The sequence below is a fragment of the Exiguobacterium sp. BMC-KP genome (assembly GCF_001275385.1).
Lineage (GTDB): Bacteria > Bacillota > Bacilli > Exiguobacteriales > Exiguobacteriaceae > Exiguobacterium_A.
The window spans coordinates 578,355-593,195 of the sequence record NZ_LGIW01000015.1 but is presented as its reverse complement, the minus strand read 5'-3'; the positions used below and the strand labels follow the sequence as shown (position 1 = coordinate 593,195).

Below are 14,841 nucleotides of genomic sequence, written 5' to 3'. Positions count from 1 at the left end.
GTTTAGACGATGATTGTGAGTTTTTCTGCTTCGTTGTATTCAGCCAAAGCTTCCATCAGGTAATCTTCGATATTCTGGATGGCTTCGTTCTTCCAAGCACCACCGTCTGCTTCGAACAAGGCGACACGTGGACCGTTTTGCATCTGTAGAACGAACTTGCTTTCCGGCTGATCGACTTCGATGAACGTCCGGTATGGTGCGAGCGTCACTGGATTGACGACCTTGACGTCTGCGACGGTCGCGACACCCGTTTTCATTGACACCGCTTGAGAGATACCGTCGTCTCCAACACCTCGGACATTGTCTTCCTTAAGGTTGCCGACCATTTTCAGAATCAATGCTTGATCCTTGTTCGGGACGAAGACCGACTGGAGCTTGATGTTGATGTCTTCCGGATCGTAGTACGAGTCGAATCGGAAGGACGGGACGTAGGCACTAGCTTGGATGTAGTGATTCCGATTCTGATCATTGTTGAGTTTGCTCATGACCGTGACCGTTTCTGGATCTTTAATGTGGATGAGTAGCGGTTCGTATCGAACAACGCTACGATAGTTTGCGTATGGGGTGGCGAAATGAAGAGGACTTGGTCTGCCTGGGTGTATCGGGCGCCTACCTATGGCATTCAGGGCTACGTCGGCGTCACATCGAGACGTTCAAGACCGCTGCACTCCCGAAGATTACATTGCACGGTCTTCGTCATACGCATGCTTCACTCTTGATGGAAATCGGTGTCCACGCGAAGGTTATCCAGGAAAGACTGGGTCATGCGGACGCAACTTTGACGATGGACACCTATGCTCACGTATTGCACACTTTACAATCGGATACGGCGAAACAATTCGAACAGCTTTTAAAACGCAAAAAAACCGCTCAACAGAGCGGTTCGTGAGAAAAGCACCGATCATCACACCAACTGTGCAATAAGATTTGTGTAGGCGCTAGAAATGGCTTAAGACTGCGGTCTTTTCCGACGCAAACCATAATATTGATAAAACTGAACTTCAATATTCCCGTTATAGAGCTTCCGGCGTTTCGTCGCTGGGCGACCGTACGCTTTTTCGAACTCAACATACGATGTGATCATATAGACACTGTAGTATGGGAATTCTTTATACGCCGTTCCAATCTTGCGGTACAGCTGATGCACTTCACGTGCGTCCTCAAGACGTTCCCCATACGGCGGGTTCCCGATGATGACACCGAAGTCTTCCTTCGGTTTGAAGTCGGCTGCGTCGCGTTGCATGACGTTAATCGCATCGCGGACGTCTGCGAGTTCTGCATTCGTTTTCGCGAGCTTGACCATTTCTGAATCGACATCGCTTGCGTAGATCTTCAACGGTTTGTCCCACTCCGCTTTATCGTTCGCTTCCTTGATTGCATCAAACCACGCCTTCTTCGGAATACATTTCCATTCCTGCGAGACGAACTCACGGTTGATGCCTGGTGCGATATTCCGTCCGATCATCGCCGCTTCGATTGCCAGCGTACCTGAACCGGTGAAGACGTCGTAAAGCGGCATGTCTGGCTTCCAGTTCGTCAGCATCAGCATCGCTGCTGCCATCGTTTCTTTCAGTGGAGCGGCTGAGTGGAATTCACGGTATCCACGTTTGTGCAGTGCGTCGCCTGACGTATCGATCGTTAATGTAGCGATATCTTTTAACAAAGCAACTTCGATCGGATAGCTTGCGCCTGTCTTCGGCAACCATTCTGCCCCTTTGTTGTACTGTTCTTGCATGTGCGAGACGATCGCTTTCTCGGTGATTTTTTGACAATCACGGATCGAGAAGAGCTTCGACTTGACTGAACGACCGTTGACGATGAAGTTCGCATCCCACGGCATCAATTCGTGCCACGGTAGTGCCTTGACTTGATCGAACAATTTTTCGAATGTCGTCGCGCGGAACTCGGCAACGACGAGTTTGATCCGGTCCGCTGTCCGAAGCCACATGTTCAAACGCGGAATGTCCTCCATCTCACAATCGATGTAGACCTTTCCATCTTCGACCGTACATTCATATCCTAACGCACGGACTTCTTTTGCGACGAGCGCTTCGATTCCCATCGCCGCTGTCGCGATGACTAAGCGTTTTGCCATATTGCGTTCACTCCTTTATCTTTTCTTCCACTGTATCGTTTCATTGCAATAAAAAAAGAGCCCAGGGTGGACCTGGACTCTCGTTCAACTTAAAAATAACAGCCTATGTGGTCCTGTAAGCCATGTTCTGTTCCTTAGTGTTCCAAACGGTTTGACCCTCACACGCAGGCGACAATCATCTATCTCCGTATTTGCATACGCTCTCCTTCGCGTTCAGTTCCGCTCCGGAAATTCCCCTACCAAATTTGGGTTTCTCGCTCGTGGGGTTTACCTCGTTCCACCTTCATGGTTTCCCATGAAGCTCCGTCACTGTGGCACCTTCAAGAAGTTTCGGCCCTATCCGAAGACTTAGGCGTTCCTTCTGCCGTCAGCTTGACGCTGCCTACACTTATCTTTTTGTGTAGCACGATCACTACAGCCATCGCAGGCTGTGCGAGCATGGACTTTCCTCAAAGCACCGAAATGCCCCGCGATTGTCCGAACCAACATAGTCACTGCTTATGAGTGTAGCGTAGATGCTGCTTTCCTGCAAGAGGCAATTCTCGATTTATAAACGAAAAAGTTGCGTGCCTGCCTCATTTCACGGTATAGTACAAGAGTTCAGAAGGGGGCATGCAGTATGAAAAAACGACGCTCTGGTACGAACCGGCGAACGGTTCGCAAGTTGACGTTCTTGATTGAGATCGACGAGATCAAGGCACTTCATCTGCGAAACGGCATCTTCGCCTTCTATCGTCAAGGAGAGCTCATCCACGCGTTCGAGCCGTTTAACGTCAAGGCGCCCGATGCACTCTCAAAACGTAGCTATCATTTCGATCAACACGATATCTTGCTTATGAATGAACGTTTCCCTGAGCAAATCCCGTTGTATGATGAAGCAATGACGTTACGCTCTTGGGCTGACCAGGTCGCTTATGGTTTATATCAATTGATCGATTCCAGTCGTCTGTCGTTCGTCCATGAAGATGACACAGGATACAAGATGGAAGCGATGATCACGTGGACCGGAGAGGCATTGACGCCTCCGACGCCCGTCTATAAAAAAGGAAAAGACCCGAAGTAATCTCCGGGTCTCGTACGGCGCTTCTCACTATGTGAGTGGCGCTTTTTTTATTTCACTGTCAGCAGCCGTTCGACCGTCCGCGTATGGCGTCCGCCACTCGTCTTGAAAACGAGTTTATACGAACCTTTTTGTTTCAATTGATACGTAAACTTATACGTCCCGTTTTTTAATTTCGACTGGGTGAACGTTTTCATGACTTTACCGTCTTTATACAGACGGGTCGTCGTCTTCGCATTCGAATATTCGTCAAAATAAAACGCGAATAGTTGATTCGATTTGACTGTTGACGGAAGGGATACTTTAGAAATCGGCGCTGGGAGCGTCGCTAACATTCCCGCATTCAAACGACCGACTCCGTAATGTGAACTTGTATCACCTGTTTTTTTCGTCGCAGCAGCGTATAGCTTACTGCGCATCGCTTCATTTGAAACGAATGGATTTTTTGATTTTGCTAGCGCCAATACCCCACTAACAACCGGTGTTGCCATCGACGTTCCGTCGAGATAGCCATACTTATTCCCAACAATCGTCGAGTAAATCCCTTCACCGGGCGCCATGATATTAAGTCCTTTTCCATAGTTCGAAAATGTTGAAGCACGACCAAGCGTACCAACCGCCCCAACGGCAACGACTTGACTCATCGAACCTGGGAAAAGCACTTTATTACGTCCATCATTCCCCGCCGCTCCAACAACCAAAATGTTCTTCGCTTCTGCTTTTTTGATTGCTTCTTCCATATAGGGATCAAACTCATACTGTCCGAGCGACAGATTGATGACATCAGCACCTTGTGCAATCGCGTATAGAATCCCGTCACCGATATCGATCGATGCGGCAAAATCACCATCAAATACATCAGCTCCGATCAATTTGACACCGGATGCAACACCAACGATTCCTTTACCATCTTCGCGTGCGCCGACGATACCCGCGACATGTGTTCCGTGATCGTCTGGTTTCCGAATGCCCGAGATCGTCGTCGTCTTATAGATGACGTCCTTGAACTCGCGGTGTTTCGTATCAATCGCGTCATCGATGATCGCGACACGAATATCTGCTTTCCCACGGCTGTACTTCCAGTAAGTCGGGATCCGTGACTGATCGAGATACGTTTGTTGGAACTGGGCAGAATCGGTCGCTTTCTTGACATCCGTGACAGGAATCAAATCTGCGTCAATGTCTTGCTCTTCTAGATGTGCAAGTGGTTCGACAAGCGAGAAGCCTTTTTGTTTGAGTGGACGGATTTCTGTGAGTCCTTCCTTCGCTAGCCAGTCTTGTTTTTGTTGTTCCGTAAAGGTTGGATCGTATTGTACATATTGAGACTGCGCAAAGGCAGACGTTGGCATGGCGACGATTGCCGCTAGCGTGAGTAGTGCAAGTTGTTTTTTCATGGGAACCCTGCCCTTCTCTGTTTACGCGCCGACCAAAAAACTGTCTGGACTAAAGCGGAACCGTACCGTCCGGTTCTTCGCTGACTTCAAAAGGAATGATCTTTCCGATCGTCACGTAAGCATAATAGCGTGCAAGGACCGCACGCCAACGCGTTGCATCGATGCCCGTCAGGTCTTCACCTAACGGGGAACCGTCGAATGTCTCGAACTGTTGACAAAAGAACGCTTCCTCTTCTTCATGCCACGTCACTTCTTCGCCGATGAACCCGGTCGAAAAACGGACAAAGTCCGCAATCGAGGGTCCGATTACTTCTGCCGGCAAGCGTTCGCTCATCCGTCCGACCAGTTCATACCGGTCGCGTTGTGCCTGTTCCGCTTCTTCAATCGAATGACACAGCAGCACTTCACGATTTATTTCTACTAACACGACATAGTCACCACTTGGTAAATTGACGTGAATCATCCCTACACCCCTCGGATTGGATTCGTGCGGCTTCTAGGTGTCATTTTTTCTTCGATAATTTATAATGTCCATTTTCGATCAAATGTTAATTCAATCGGCTCGTTCTCTTTCGACTTTAACATAATGACCCGTGTCGTTTCAATTTGATCGATTAGATCAGGTTGATGTAAGGACTGGATTTCTTTTGATGCACCAGCTTCAATCCGGTCTCTGTAAGGGACAAGCAACTCTTGCTGATTACTCGCAAGTGCGTACCAGGCAAGACGAGCAAATGGTTCATCCTTTGCTGTCTCAAGCGCATAGCTCTCGAAAATATCTGGAAGATAACTGCTAAATTGATCAAGTGCGTTGATCCGCTCTGCGACGTCAAGAATCGTTAACCAACTTGGTAGTGACAGCAGTGTTTCACTCGACCACCAATCGAGTAAATCGACATGTTCTTTAAGTAATTGCTGGGCTTCTGGTCGATCAATCATATGTTGTAAGGTCTGGATGAGTTCGTTCCAAGCGAGCGACCAATATTCCTCTGATGGATTCGCTGAAAGGAAGAATTGACGGTAAACTGTCATTAATTCCGAAACGTCCGTTAATGGTTCGACTTCTAATCGTTGATTGAATCGACTAACTGCTTTTGTAAAATAACTTGGTTCAAGTGTCAATGCCATATAGAGTAATTTTGGGGCATTTTTAATTTCCCCTTGATCGACCGTCTCGAATAATTCTTGAATCCATTCTGGTTGTGGTTGTGTCATCATCTTTTTCCTCCGTTTAGTAAATTTGTTTACTATACCCGAAAAAAGATTAGTTAAATCCTTCCCTTCCTAAATCGCACCGATTCGTTTGGCCGTTTCTTCCGAACACAAAACAATCAACGTACCGTTTTTCGGGATTGTTTCATCGAGACGCTGGTTCAAATCAAGGCGCTTTCCGTCGGATAAAATCGTCACACCTTCCTCTAGTAAGGCATGGAAAGCATCGCGGTACGTTGCCCACTCGGATCGTGTCGGAATCGAGAACATCCCCTCGCCATCCTTCGTCAATAAATCCGTCACGACCTTCGTCACACCAGGGTGATGCGACGCGAGAATCGCCATCCGGGCAATCGTCTCGTCACCGAGCAAGACTTCATCGACCTTGACCTGTTCGAAACTGTCAAGGTGTTCTTCGAGCATCATCTCAACAATCGTATAAATGTTCGGATTCGCTCGCTCGATACTTGAAGCGATCAAGAGTGTCCGTCCATCCGCATGCACCGGTGGAATCGAGTGATCCGCGAGGACGATCGCGCGAACCGCTTTTTCGATGTGTGCTCGCTCAAGCGTCGACGTCAGTGCTGGGTCACCACAGACGTAATGAAACCGGGGGTGACTGAATGGCTCACGCTCTAAATCATCGACTAAGACGACATCCGTATGTTCGAGTAATGACTCGATGACGTGCTTCGAACGACGACTGTATCCGAAGACGACTGTATGTCCTGTTTCCTTCACTTGCAACAACCCTCTTTCCTTTTGATTACGAATCAACTGGACACCATCGACCAGTTTCGAGATTAATCCACCGACGATCCCGATTCCGAAGATGAAGACGAAGATCGTCAGAATCCGACCGATATCGGAATTCGGAAAGAAGTCTCCGTATCCGACCGTGACGACGGTCGTCATCGTCCAGTAAACGGCACGGAAGTAGGATCCGAATGTTTCCGGTTCTAAAGCATACATGATCCCTGCAACACCGAAGACGAAAATCAGCGACGCATAACCAAGCGTCCGCATGCGTAGAAACGAGACTTTTCGTAAAAAACGTAACCAGACCATGTTTTTTTCATTCCTTTCGAACAATCCGGTCTCTTGCCCTGTCAATAAGGGCGAAGGAGGTGATACACATGACACAAGCAGAGGAGATCAAAACGAGTCTCGTCATCGTCTTCGAACGAAAAGACAAAGTGACAGCAAACGGCGATGCCGTCGTCGCTCGTCGCCGCTACAACGGCTTACGTTCGAATCTTCCAGCAGATGTCGTCGCTTCGATTGGTCAAGCGGTCGGTAATTTGATTGAAGGACGCTACGCGCTGACGGAAATCAGCCGTGACTACGCATTACTGAAGGCATAACCCATCCTCTACATTTATGAAAGGAGTGACCATTGATGGAACATACGATCGTTCTGACTTTTGATACGGTGACGAAAAAGCCGTATCGCTTACGCATCGCTGGCGCGAAGGAGAATGCGACCGTTGCTGAGATCAAAGCAATCGGAGATTTGTTCGTCGCCCATGACCCGTTCATGAACGGCGTCACACGCCTCGCCTCCGCTGAATTGCAAAACAGTTCAGAATCGCCATTTGTCTTGTAAGCTTTTTCAAGCCATCGTCACGGGATTACGTGACGATGGCTTTTTTTTGGTATACTAGAAACATCAACCAGCTGAAAGGAAGTCAATTTATGGCCAAACGCCCACTCACTCCTCGCGAATGCGAACTCGTCGTCTGTAGTCTCTACGTAATGGAGCTCATCCCGTTCGAAGGCATCATGGAACGTCTCGAATCCATTACGCTGCGAGACATCATCGGCCCCGTCGCACGTGGCGAATCGACGCGGGAGCAAGCTGCTGACGCGCTTGACCAATACATCAAGGTTCGACGTCGCCGGTTCCGTAACGTTCCACCAGAACACCTGTGGTCGCTTGACGACCGGATTGAACAGGAAGCACTCCGGATGATTCGCAAGCGTTCGCCACTCTCGGCAGGAGAAAAACTTCAGCCGAAAGCCATTCCCCATGAAATGGGCGATACAGTTGAGATGAAAGTGACCGAAATCCAAGATCGCAATAATAAAGTGACCTTGATCGGGAAAGTCGGTAATGTCACAGCGAAGCTCCCAGTCGCGAATCGTCAAGCCTATAAAGGCAATAAGACGATCCCTGCCTGGATCACTGGTGTCGAGAAGAAACCTGCTTTACTTCATCTGTCGACATCTGATTACGGTAAACACCAGCCGTCAGAAGACATCAAAGCAGCTTACGCGACTGCTGTCGAAGCGTTACGTAACTATTTCGAAACGAACGAACTACCGACGACCGAAGAAGTCGATCTCGCGAAATCATTGTTCCAACGGATGATTCGTCGTGACCAGAACGATTGGTTCACGGTGTACGTCGCGATGGGTCGCCCACAACTCGATCACGTCCGTCGCTGGGTCAAGGTCATTCAGATGCTCGCCCGCTCACTTCGGGGAGACGAGGAAGCGACACAACAACTCGCTTCGCAGGAAGATCGTTTCTTCAAGGATGCCTTATTGCGAGCCTGTAAAGCAGCAGAGAAAAATTTCACGTCTTGATGCTTTCGCCTTCTGATGGATCGATTCCTAGTCAAATCTAAAAAAAGAACGTTTCGGACCGGATAACTTTTTCCGGTGCGAAGCGTTCTTTATTCGTTGATCATTGAATCGCAAAATCGTAGATATTCGTTCCTTTTTTGCGATTCGCATCCTTGATTTCTCCTTGATACATCAGTTGTTCATTCTTCAGATCGATCACGGACACTTGGAATCCATCATTTGTCTCAGATGAAAGATAAAGCTGCATCTCGTCCGTCGAATCTAACCAATCAATTTTTTTCAAAACAAGCGGACTATTTACGCTATGCTCAGATAATTGCTTCGTTTCCAAATCGAACATCGACCATTCGATTCGTTTTGTCTCCCCTTCCGGTAGACGCAATCCGATTAAGTAACGACCGTTCGCATAGGGGAGATATCCGATTTTTTGCTGATTTAATTCCTTGATGGACTGAACGTTTTTGCCATCATCGAGGAAATAGGACTGCTTGACATTTTCATCTTCGCTGTCAGACTGTTGTTCCGTATAGATGACCTCATTCTGATGAATCGCTAAAAAGTGTCGAGAGTGTTTTGACGCTACAGGTTTTTGAAGAACGATTTCTTCGATGCGGTCGCCTGCTAAATCGAGCACAAGGAGTTTTGTTTCCATCGGACGATCAACGCGATCCAGTTGGATATATACCTTCATCGCCTGTTTATCGACGACACTTGCTTGTAAGTCAATCCCTGTCTCAAATTTTGTATCATACTGAAATGTTTTCTCAAATGTTTCCTCCGTCTTAAACGTAAACATCTTAAATTGTAGTTTATTGTGTTTGATTTGAATCGCATACTCCGATTGTTCATCTCCGCTTACATTCGTTTCCATTTGCGTCGTGAATTTATAATATTTGTCTGGTAAATCCGTTATTTTATCTTCACGGAATAGTTGTCCAACGTAAGAATTTGACTGTTTTTCGATGTCTCCCTTGGCGTTGACATCATAAATTGTCGAACGCATCCCTTTCGTCTGTAAACGTAAATTAAAATTTTCAATTTGCGAAGGTTTTCCACTGACGGTCTCGAGGGACAAGTCTGCGCCTTGGATCGACAGCGTATAGCCAATGTAGCTTCCAATTGTCATGAGAATGATCAATCCATAGATCAAAAGTTGACGATATCGTTTCATGAAATTTCTCCTTTAGACGGATAGACGCGTCTGGACTAACCGCAGATTTTTGTACGACACATATAACGTGAAGAACACAACGTATCCAAAATAAAATTGCATGTGCAATTGACTCAGATTGCTCGAAATAGCTGACAATGCTATGCCTAAAATGATATAACCACCAATCAGCGCGATTCCATGTAATCCGACGATCAAGAACGCTTTCCCCTTTCGGAACGATCGCTCAAGCAATACTGTCATGAAGACGAACGAGATGACGATGAATGTCATCAGTAAGATGAACAAAATGTCAGTTGGGTACATCGTGTAGAACAGCTTCATGTAGAAGGAGTATTCGTTGATACTGGCTGTGACCTGTTGAGCATCCGGTAACAACCATAAGTAGAGAGTACGACTAAACAACAACAAGATCCATTGAATCCCGATCAGACTAGCGACGACGAGAAGAACGGACGTCAGTTTCGATGCAAAAATCGCCCGGCGTGAACCCGGTAACAATAGTAGTCTGTAAATGTATTTCGTCTCGCCCATCCAATCGCGATACCAAATCCAGAACGCGAATAAGAGGATCATTCCCATCGCTAATACAATGATTGAATCGTAAAAGCCTGTTGCTTGTGCGAAGGTCAATGCACCGCCTGCCCGTGCAATTGCGTCCATTTCTGATATCTGTTCAATTCGCATCGTTGCCTCAACCGAGTGCTGATAATCGTAAATTTGATACAGCAGTGATGCGATTTCCGCGATAATCAACCCTGAAATCAACAATATTAGTAATTTTGTACTCCGCTTCAGTTCTTCATTCGTTAATAACAACCAGCGTTTCATCCTTGATATACCTCCCGCATCCGGTCCTGGACCGATTGATGATGACGGCCGCGTAACTCATCCGTCTCATTGACTTCGACGATCTTCCCGTCCCGTAAGAACAATACTCGGTCAATCACCTGCTCGACTTCAGCGATTTCGTGCGTCGTCATCAGGATGCTCCGCCCTTCCATGAACTCACTTGAGAAAATCCAGGCAATCTGCTCCTTCATGAAGAGATCGATTCCCGCGAGCGGTTCGTCGAGTAATATGTACGGTCGATCAAGGGCAAACCCTAAGACGAGATTAAATTTCGCTTTGTTTCCTTTTGATAGATTTGCCATTTTATCCGTCGTAAACAGTTGGAACGTCTGTAGCAAACGTTCTGCCGTCATCGGATTCCAATCTGGATAATGATCCGCCATATATGCGAGCGCTTGTCCAATCGTCATATAGCTTGGCATCGTCTGAAGATCAGGGACAAACGCGATCTGGTCGCGCGACGTTTTACCATCGACTGTCACCGTTCCGGCATCCACCGGAATTAATCCTAGAATTGCTTTTAAGATCGTCGACTTCCCCTCCCCGTTCAAGCCAATCAGACATGTCACTTCGTTTAGACCGACGGAGAACGTCACGTCATGTAAGACCAGCTTTTTTCGTCCGTATCGCTTCTGTAACCCTTTTACTTCAAGCATCCGGCTCAACCTCCTTGATTACAACCATTGTATTAAGACAATAGTACATCTGTTAACTGTATGGTACATGCCATACAGTCGGTCGTCAACCTGTTTTTTCCTGATGTTATCCAGAAAATGAAAAAAGAGCCGGACTACGACGTCTGACTCTCTCTGTTCGATTATCTAAAAAAAGAGAGGACGCCCTGATGGACGTCCCCTCTGAAAACGTGACTGGTGACTCAATAAATATCAATCGTTGACTCCAGTGCCCGGCATGTCCGACGCACAGTCGGTAAGAAGTCGGTCCGTTTTGCGACACCGCCTTCAATCTGTACATGCTGAATGCCTTTCGTCCGCTGCATCGCTGTTAAGACGGTGACCAGCTCGATGAACCAATTCGAGATCAGTTCGACGACCTGTTCGTCAAAAGCGGCAGCACCATACACATCATACCCGTTCTCGCAGAGATGGTTCGGGAAGCGGGCTTTGAATCGATGAATCAAAGTGTCCGTCGTCGGAATTAAAAATTCGTCGTAGACAACACGTTGTTCGGCATCAAGCGTTTGTTCTGTCACACCATCCATCATTAAATGTGGCTGATTGCCGATATTCAATGTCCAACTCGTCTTCTTTCGCTCGCCAGTGGAAGTGATCGTTCGCATGGTTTTATCCATCTCCTTTTGATGTGTAAGCGTTTACCTTCTCATTCTACCTGTCATTTGACCTGTTCTGCAACCGTCAACTTGACCAATTTAAACGATAACTTCGCTTGACATTCAGTCTAACAAATTCAACGCTTTTTGACGATGTCAGGAATTAACATCATCCTTATAGATGTAGACAGCAACGAGGTCAATCAAGACATGGATGATGATCAGTGGCCAGAGTGTCTCAAGTGCTAGATACAAGTAGCCGAACCCTGCCCCAATCAGTCCCGTCACGAGGATGGCGAACCACCCTTGATAACGATGGGCAACCCCGAACAGGATGGCCCCGATCCAGACGAAACTGACGTCAGAAAACGGTAAAAATAATCCAAGCGTATGAAAGAGAAACCCACGATAGATCAACTCTTCCGTCACACCTGCCATCAGCGCGACCATTTGGAACCCAGTCCGCTCCTCCTTCGTTCGTGGCAGAATTAGCCGTTCCGCCTTACTTTGATAGAGTGGCAACAAACGTTTACGAAACGCCGGAACAGTTGCTGTCAAAATCAAAACGATGACAAGAACGACGATCATTCCAATCGTCGCGTACCAGACGGGACCACTTGGAACAAAAAACGTCAAACCGATTTCCGATAACATCGTACCACTGATCAGCGTTCCACCGACGAGCAGCAGGCACAAGATCCCGCTTGACTGGATCATCGAGGGATAAAATTCCTTGCGTGGGACGATCGTCAAATCGACCGGACGGACTGCCGCGATAATCGAAAGAACGACGAGCATTCCGAGTAAAAAACCATTTATGAAGAGATACATGACTTCGACTCCTTTTTTGATTCCACACTCCCGTCACAGAAAGTGCTATTAGACCCTACTAAAATATGATACCATTCAGTGGAATCCTATACAGAGGAGAGAACAACATGCGAAAAGTTTTTCGAATCAGCATCTTGTTCGTACTGTTCGCCCTCATCGTCAGTAGCTTCATCTACTGGCAAAACCGGGAACGTGTTCAAAATGAAATGTATCGTACGTATTATGGACAGCATGGCGTACCTGCCGAGAACATCGACATCTACGAACAAGCCGCGGCACGTTACGGCATCGACTGGAAGCTACTTGCATCCATCCATCGCGTTGAGACGATTTTCTCGAACTCGTCAGCGATGCAATCGTCCGTTGGCGCCATCGGTCCGTTCCAATTCATGCCGAAAACATGGGTCGGTTGGGGATACAAAGGTGGCACGTCGCTCGGTGACATCGAGCATGACGGCATCGACGTCACGGATCCAAAAGCCATCGAGAAGTATGGCGGTCTTGGAGTTGACGCAGACGGTGACGGGAAAGCCGATCCGACAAGTCTCGTCGACAGCGCCCACACGGCAGCGAAATACCTGAAGCAACACGATGTCACACAGACATCCGACCGAGACACGCTCGCGACAGCACTGTTTGAATACAATCGCAGTGAACAATATGTCTCTGACGTACTCGCCCAATACGATCGTTACCAGCAAAAAGTCGAGGCGATCGATGCGAACGATCTCGACCTCAAGAAGAAGACTCTCGCATTCTTCCTTCGCATCAGCTCACGTTTGACCAATTAAAAGGAGGCACCACCCATGACACCAGCCGATTCTTCCGAACTCTTGATTGAGGAATCGTCGATCCGCGTCCAGACGACGTTTGATCGAGACAAGACGAAACGCTATTTACGCAGCTACATCTTTGACGACATCGCAGAAGGAACACACGTCGCCGCTTTAATCTACACACCACGGACGACGGACGCCTTTCTCTCTGGAACGACGACACAACGTGCGTACAATTTGATGAAGAAATATGTCAGTGATCCTGTTAAACAATATGACATCATCAGTTTGATGCCGGACCTGCTCGTCAGCGAAGATCTGCCGTTTGCTCAAGCGAGCTTCGATGAGACGAACTACGAGTTCGTCGCGAAGACCCTTGCTGATGTCAAAGCAAAAAATGGCGTTGTCCTCTGTGGCTGGGGTTCTCCTGGTCGTTTGATGCACCATTTGCCGGCTTACGAAGATCTGTTCAATGAATATGCCGATATTTTGTATTGCTCCGGCATCACGAACAAAGGGGAACCGAACCATCTGCGTTTGACGATGGACGATAGCCCGATGATCACGTACAACGACATGAAACAAAAAGCGAAAAAATTACGTCGGAAGTGACGTAAAAGACCCGTCCACAGTGGATAGGGTCTTTTTTTGAAACATTTTCCAAACCTTTCACGTATAATCAAGGTCTACATACTACATAGCAAGGACGGTCATACGATGGCATTTTGGGATGAAGATTTACAAGAAGAAACGATGATTCCAGTCAAAGAAACAGACATCAAACGAATTGAGCAAGCCGTTAACGGTCGACTTCCTGCCCGTTACCTCGAACAAATCCGGGAACAAAATGGCGGTTCTACAGAGGCAATGGCCGTAATGGTCGAGTTCGAGAATACATGGTCGGACGAAGAAAGTGGATTACATCTTCCACTCCGATCGATGACGTCATTATCATTCGAACGGTACCTGGACGAATTGTCGGTTCTCCGAGAATGGGGTGTCGAAGGGAACGTCATGATGTTTGCAGAAGGAGAAGGTAGCTATTTTTGGTACTTCCACTACACGGAAGCTGCTGAGCCGACTGTCTGGTGCCTCGATATTTCGGATGAGACAACTCATTTCGTTGCAGCGACCTATGACGAGTGGTTAACGAAGCTGAGTAACGATGTTTCGGAAGCAGTTGAATCGGATGTCGTATTTCTAACGTTACCTGAAATCAAGGACATTCTCCGTGGTGAGGATGAAAACGAAAAACTCCTCGCCTACTCCCACTGGATGATTCTCGATGAAGAACAAGAAGAACTCATCGAGGCGTTCATGACACTAATCGAACGAAACGATCAGCCTGATTTCCTCGACTCCTATGCGTATTACCTCATGGAAGTGTTGACGAACAACCCTGAGTTGTTAGAACAGAAACGTGCCGACGTCACGGCTTTGATCCTCAGTAAAGATGATGCTCTTGATGCAGAGGATCTGTTGTCTTGGATGGACGAAGAAGAAGAGTTATGACCTAAACTATAAAGCCAGTATTCCTCGTCCATACGGATGACGAATACTGGCTTTTTTA

Annotated in this window: 19 protein-coding genes and 1 other RNA gene; 8 read left to right on the top strand and 12 right to left on the bottom strand. The window is 47.4% G+C overall.

Features of this window, described 5'->3' with window-relative positions; genetic code table 11:
* Positions 1-2 precede the first annotated feature (2 nt).
* On the bottom strand, positions 3-485 hold the full coding sequence (locus ADM98_RS08500; protein ID WP_053453096.1) for a hypothetical protein: 483 nt from the start codon (positions 483-485) through the stop codon (positions 3-5).
* Between the two features lie 74 nt (positions 486-559).
* On the opposite strand from ADM98_RS08500, the gene ADM98_RS08495 reads away from it, so the two are divergent.
* Positions 560-889 carry a tyrosine-type recombinase/integrase gene (locus tag ADM98_RS08495; RefSeq protein WP_053453095.1) on the top strand — a complete coding sequence of 110 codons (330 nt, stop codon included), beginning with the start codon at positions 560-562 and terminating at the stop codon, positions 887-889.
* A gap of 60 nt (positions 890-949) precedes the next feature.
* Here ADM98_RS08495 and ADM98_RS08490 read toward each other — a convergent pair whose 3' ends face one another.
* Both ADM98_RS08490 and rnpB read right to left on the bottom strand, forming a co-directional pair.
* Complete coding sequence (locus ADM98_RS08490; protein ID WP_053453094.1) at positions 950-2,095, bottom strand: THUMP domain-containing class I SAM-dependent RNA methyltransferase; 1,146 nt, start codon at positions 2,093-2,095, stop codon at positions 950-952.
* Between the two features lie 111 nt (positions 2,096-2,206).
* An RNA gene (gene rnpB, locus ADM98_RS17140) (RNase P RNA component class B) lies at positions 2,207-2,580 on the bottom strand.
* A 134-nt stretch (positions 2,581-2,714) separates the two neighbouring features.
* Between rnpB and ADM98_RS08485 the strand changes: the two genes are divergently transcribed.
* Complete coding sequence (locus ADM98_RS08485) at positions 2,715-3,158, top strand: hypothetical protein (RefSeq protein WP_029341396.1); 444 nt, start codon at positions 2,715-2,717, stop codon at positions 3,156-3,158.
* A gap of 47 nt (positions 3,159-3,205) precedes the next feature.
* Here the strand turns inward: ADM98_RS08485 and ADM98_RS08480 are convergent, their stop codons facing one another.
* The 4 genes from ADM98_RS08480 to ADM98_RS08465 all read right to left on the bottom strand — a co-directional run bounded on the left by ADM98_RS08480 (position 3,206) and on the right by ADM98_RS08465 (position 6,829).
* Entirely contained in the window at positions 3,206-4,549 is a 1,344-nt protein-coding gene (locus tag ADM98_RS08480) for a S8 family peptidase (RefSeq protein ID WP_053453093.1), read from the bottom strand.
* Between the two features lie 49 nt (positions 4,550-4,598).
* Complete coding sequence (locus ADM98_RS08475) at positions 4,599-5,012, bottom strand: hypothetical protein (RefSeq protein WP_023467922.1); 414 nt, start codon at positions 5,010-5,012, stop codon at positions 4,599-4,601.
* Between the two features lie 59 nt (positions 5,013-5,071).
* The gene (locus ADM98_RS08470; RefSeq protein WP_053453092.1) at positions 5,072-5,767 is read right to left on the bottom strand and encodes a hypothetical protein; all 696 of its coding nucleotides are present in this window, start codon (positions 5,765-5,767) and stop codon (positions 5,072-5,074) included.
* 66 nt (positions 5,768-5,833) lie between these two features.
* Positions 5,834-6,829 carry a potassium channel family protein gene (locus ADM98_RS08465; RefSeq protein ID WP_235504855.1) on the bottom strand — a complete coding sequence of 332 codons (996 nt, stop codon included), beginning with the start codon at positions 6,827-6,829 and terminating at the stop codon, positions 5,834-5,836.
* Positions 6,830-6,897: 68 nt separating this feature from the next.
* Between ADM98_RS08465 and ADM98_RS08460 the strand changes: the two genes are divergently transcribed.
* The 3 genes from ADM98_RS08460 (at position 6,898) to ADM98_RS08450 (ending at position 8,350) form a co-directional block, all read left to right on the top strand.
* Positions 6,898-7,125: a DUF1659 domain-containing protein gene (locus ADM98_RS08460; protein ID WP_053453090.1), complete on the top strand. Its 228-nt coding sequence runs from the start codon at positions 6,898-6,900 to the stop codon at positions 7,123-7,125.
* A gap of 35 nt (positions 7,126-7,160) precedes the next feature.
* A complete protein-coding gene (locus ADM98_RS08455) occupies positions 7,161-7,367 on the top strand; it encodes a DUF2922 family protein (RefSeq protein WP_035408457.1) in 207 nt (68 codons plus the stop codon).
* 89 nt (positions 7,368-7,456) lie between these two features.
* Entirely contained in the window at positions 7,457-8,350 is an 894-nt protein-coding gene (locus tag ADM98_RS08450) for a hypothetical protein (protein ID WP_053453089.1), read from the top strand.
* Positions 8,351-8,450: 100 nt separating this feature from the next.
* Here ADM98_RS08450 and ADM98_RS08445 read toward each other — a convergent pair whose 3' ends face one another.
* The 5 genes from ADM98_RS08445 to ADM98_RS08425 form a co-directional block, all read right to left on the bottom strand.
* Entirely contained in the window at positions 8,451-9,521 is a 1,071-nt protein-coding gene (locus tag ADM98_RS08445; protein WP_053453088.1) for a hypothetical protein, read from the bottom strand.
* A gap of 12 nt (positions 9,522-9,533) precedes the next feature.
* Positions 9,534-10,352: a hypothetical protein gene (locus tag ADM98_RS08440; protein WP_053453087.1), complete on the bottom strand. Its 819-nt coding sequence runs from the start codon at positions 10,350-10,352 to the stop codon at positions 9,534-9,536.
* Positions 10,349-11,029, bottom strand: a complete 681-nt coding sequence (locus ADM98_RS08435) for an ATP-binding cassette domain-containing protein (RefSeq protein ID WP_053453086.1) — start codon at positions 11,027-11,029, stop codon at positions 10,349-10,351. Before ADM98_RS08435 ends, ADM98_RS08440 begins: the two co-directional genes overlap by 4 nt.
* A gap of 221 nt (positions 11,030-11,250) precedes the next feature.
* Positions 11,251-11,673 carry a hypothetical protein gene (locus ADM98_RS08430; RefSeq protein WP_050677057.1) on the bottom strand — a complete coding sequence of 141 codons (423 nt, stop codon included), beginning with the start codon at positions 11,671-11,673 and terminating at the stop codon, positions 11,251-11,253.
* A 147-nt stretch (positions 11,674-11,820) separates the two neighbouring features.
* On the bottom strand, positions 11,821-12,495 hold the full coding sequence (locus ADM98_RS08425; protein ID WP_053453085.1) for a CPBP family intramembrane glutamic endopeptidase: 675 nt from the start codon (positions 12,493-12,495) through the stop codon (positions 11,821-11,823).
* Positions 12,496-12,602: 107 nt separating this feature from the next.
* Between ADM98_RS08425 and ADM98_RS08420 the strand changes: the two genes are divergently transcribed.
* The 3 genes from ADM98_RS08420 (at position 12,603) to ADM98_RS08410 (ending at position 14,783) form a co-directional block, all read left to right on the top strand.
* Positions 12,603-13,286, top strand: a complete 684-nt coding sequence (locus ADM98_RS08420) for a lytic transglycosylase domain-containing protein (protein WP_053453084.1) — start codon at positions 12,603-12,605, stop codon at positions 13,284-13,286.
* A 15-nt stretch (positions 13,287-13,301) separates the two neighbouring features.
* Complete coding sequence (locus tag ADM98_RS08415; RefSeq protein WP_053453083.1) at positions 13,302-13,883, top strand: DUF1643 domain-containing protein; 582 nt, start codon at positions 13,302-13,304, stop codon at positions 13,881-13,883.
* A 105-nt stretch (positions 13,884-13,988) separates the two neighbouring features.
* On the top strand, positions 13,989-14,783 hold the full coding sequence (locus tag ADM98_RS08410) for an SMI1/KNR4 family protein (RefSeq protein WP_053453082.1): 795 nt from the start codon (positions 13,989-13,991) through the stop codon (positions 14,781-14,783).
* Positions 14,784-14,841 lie beyond the last annotated feature (58 nt).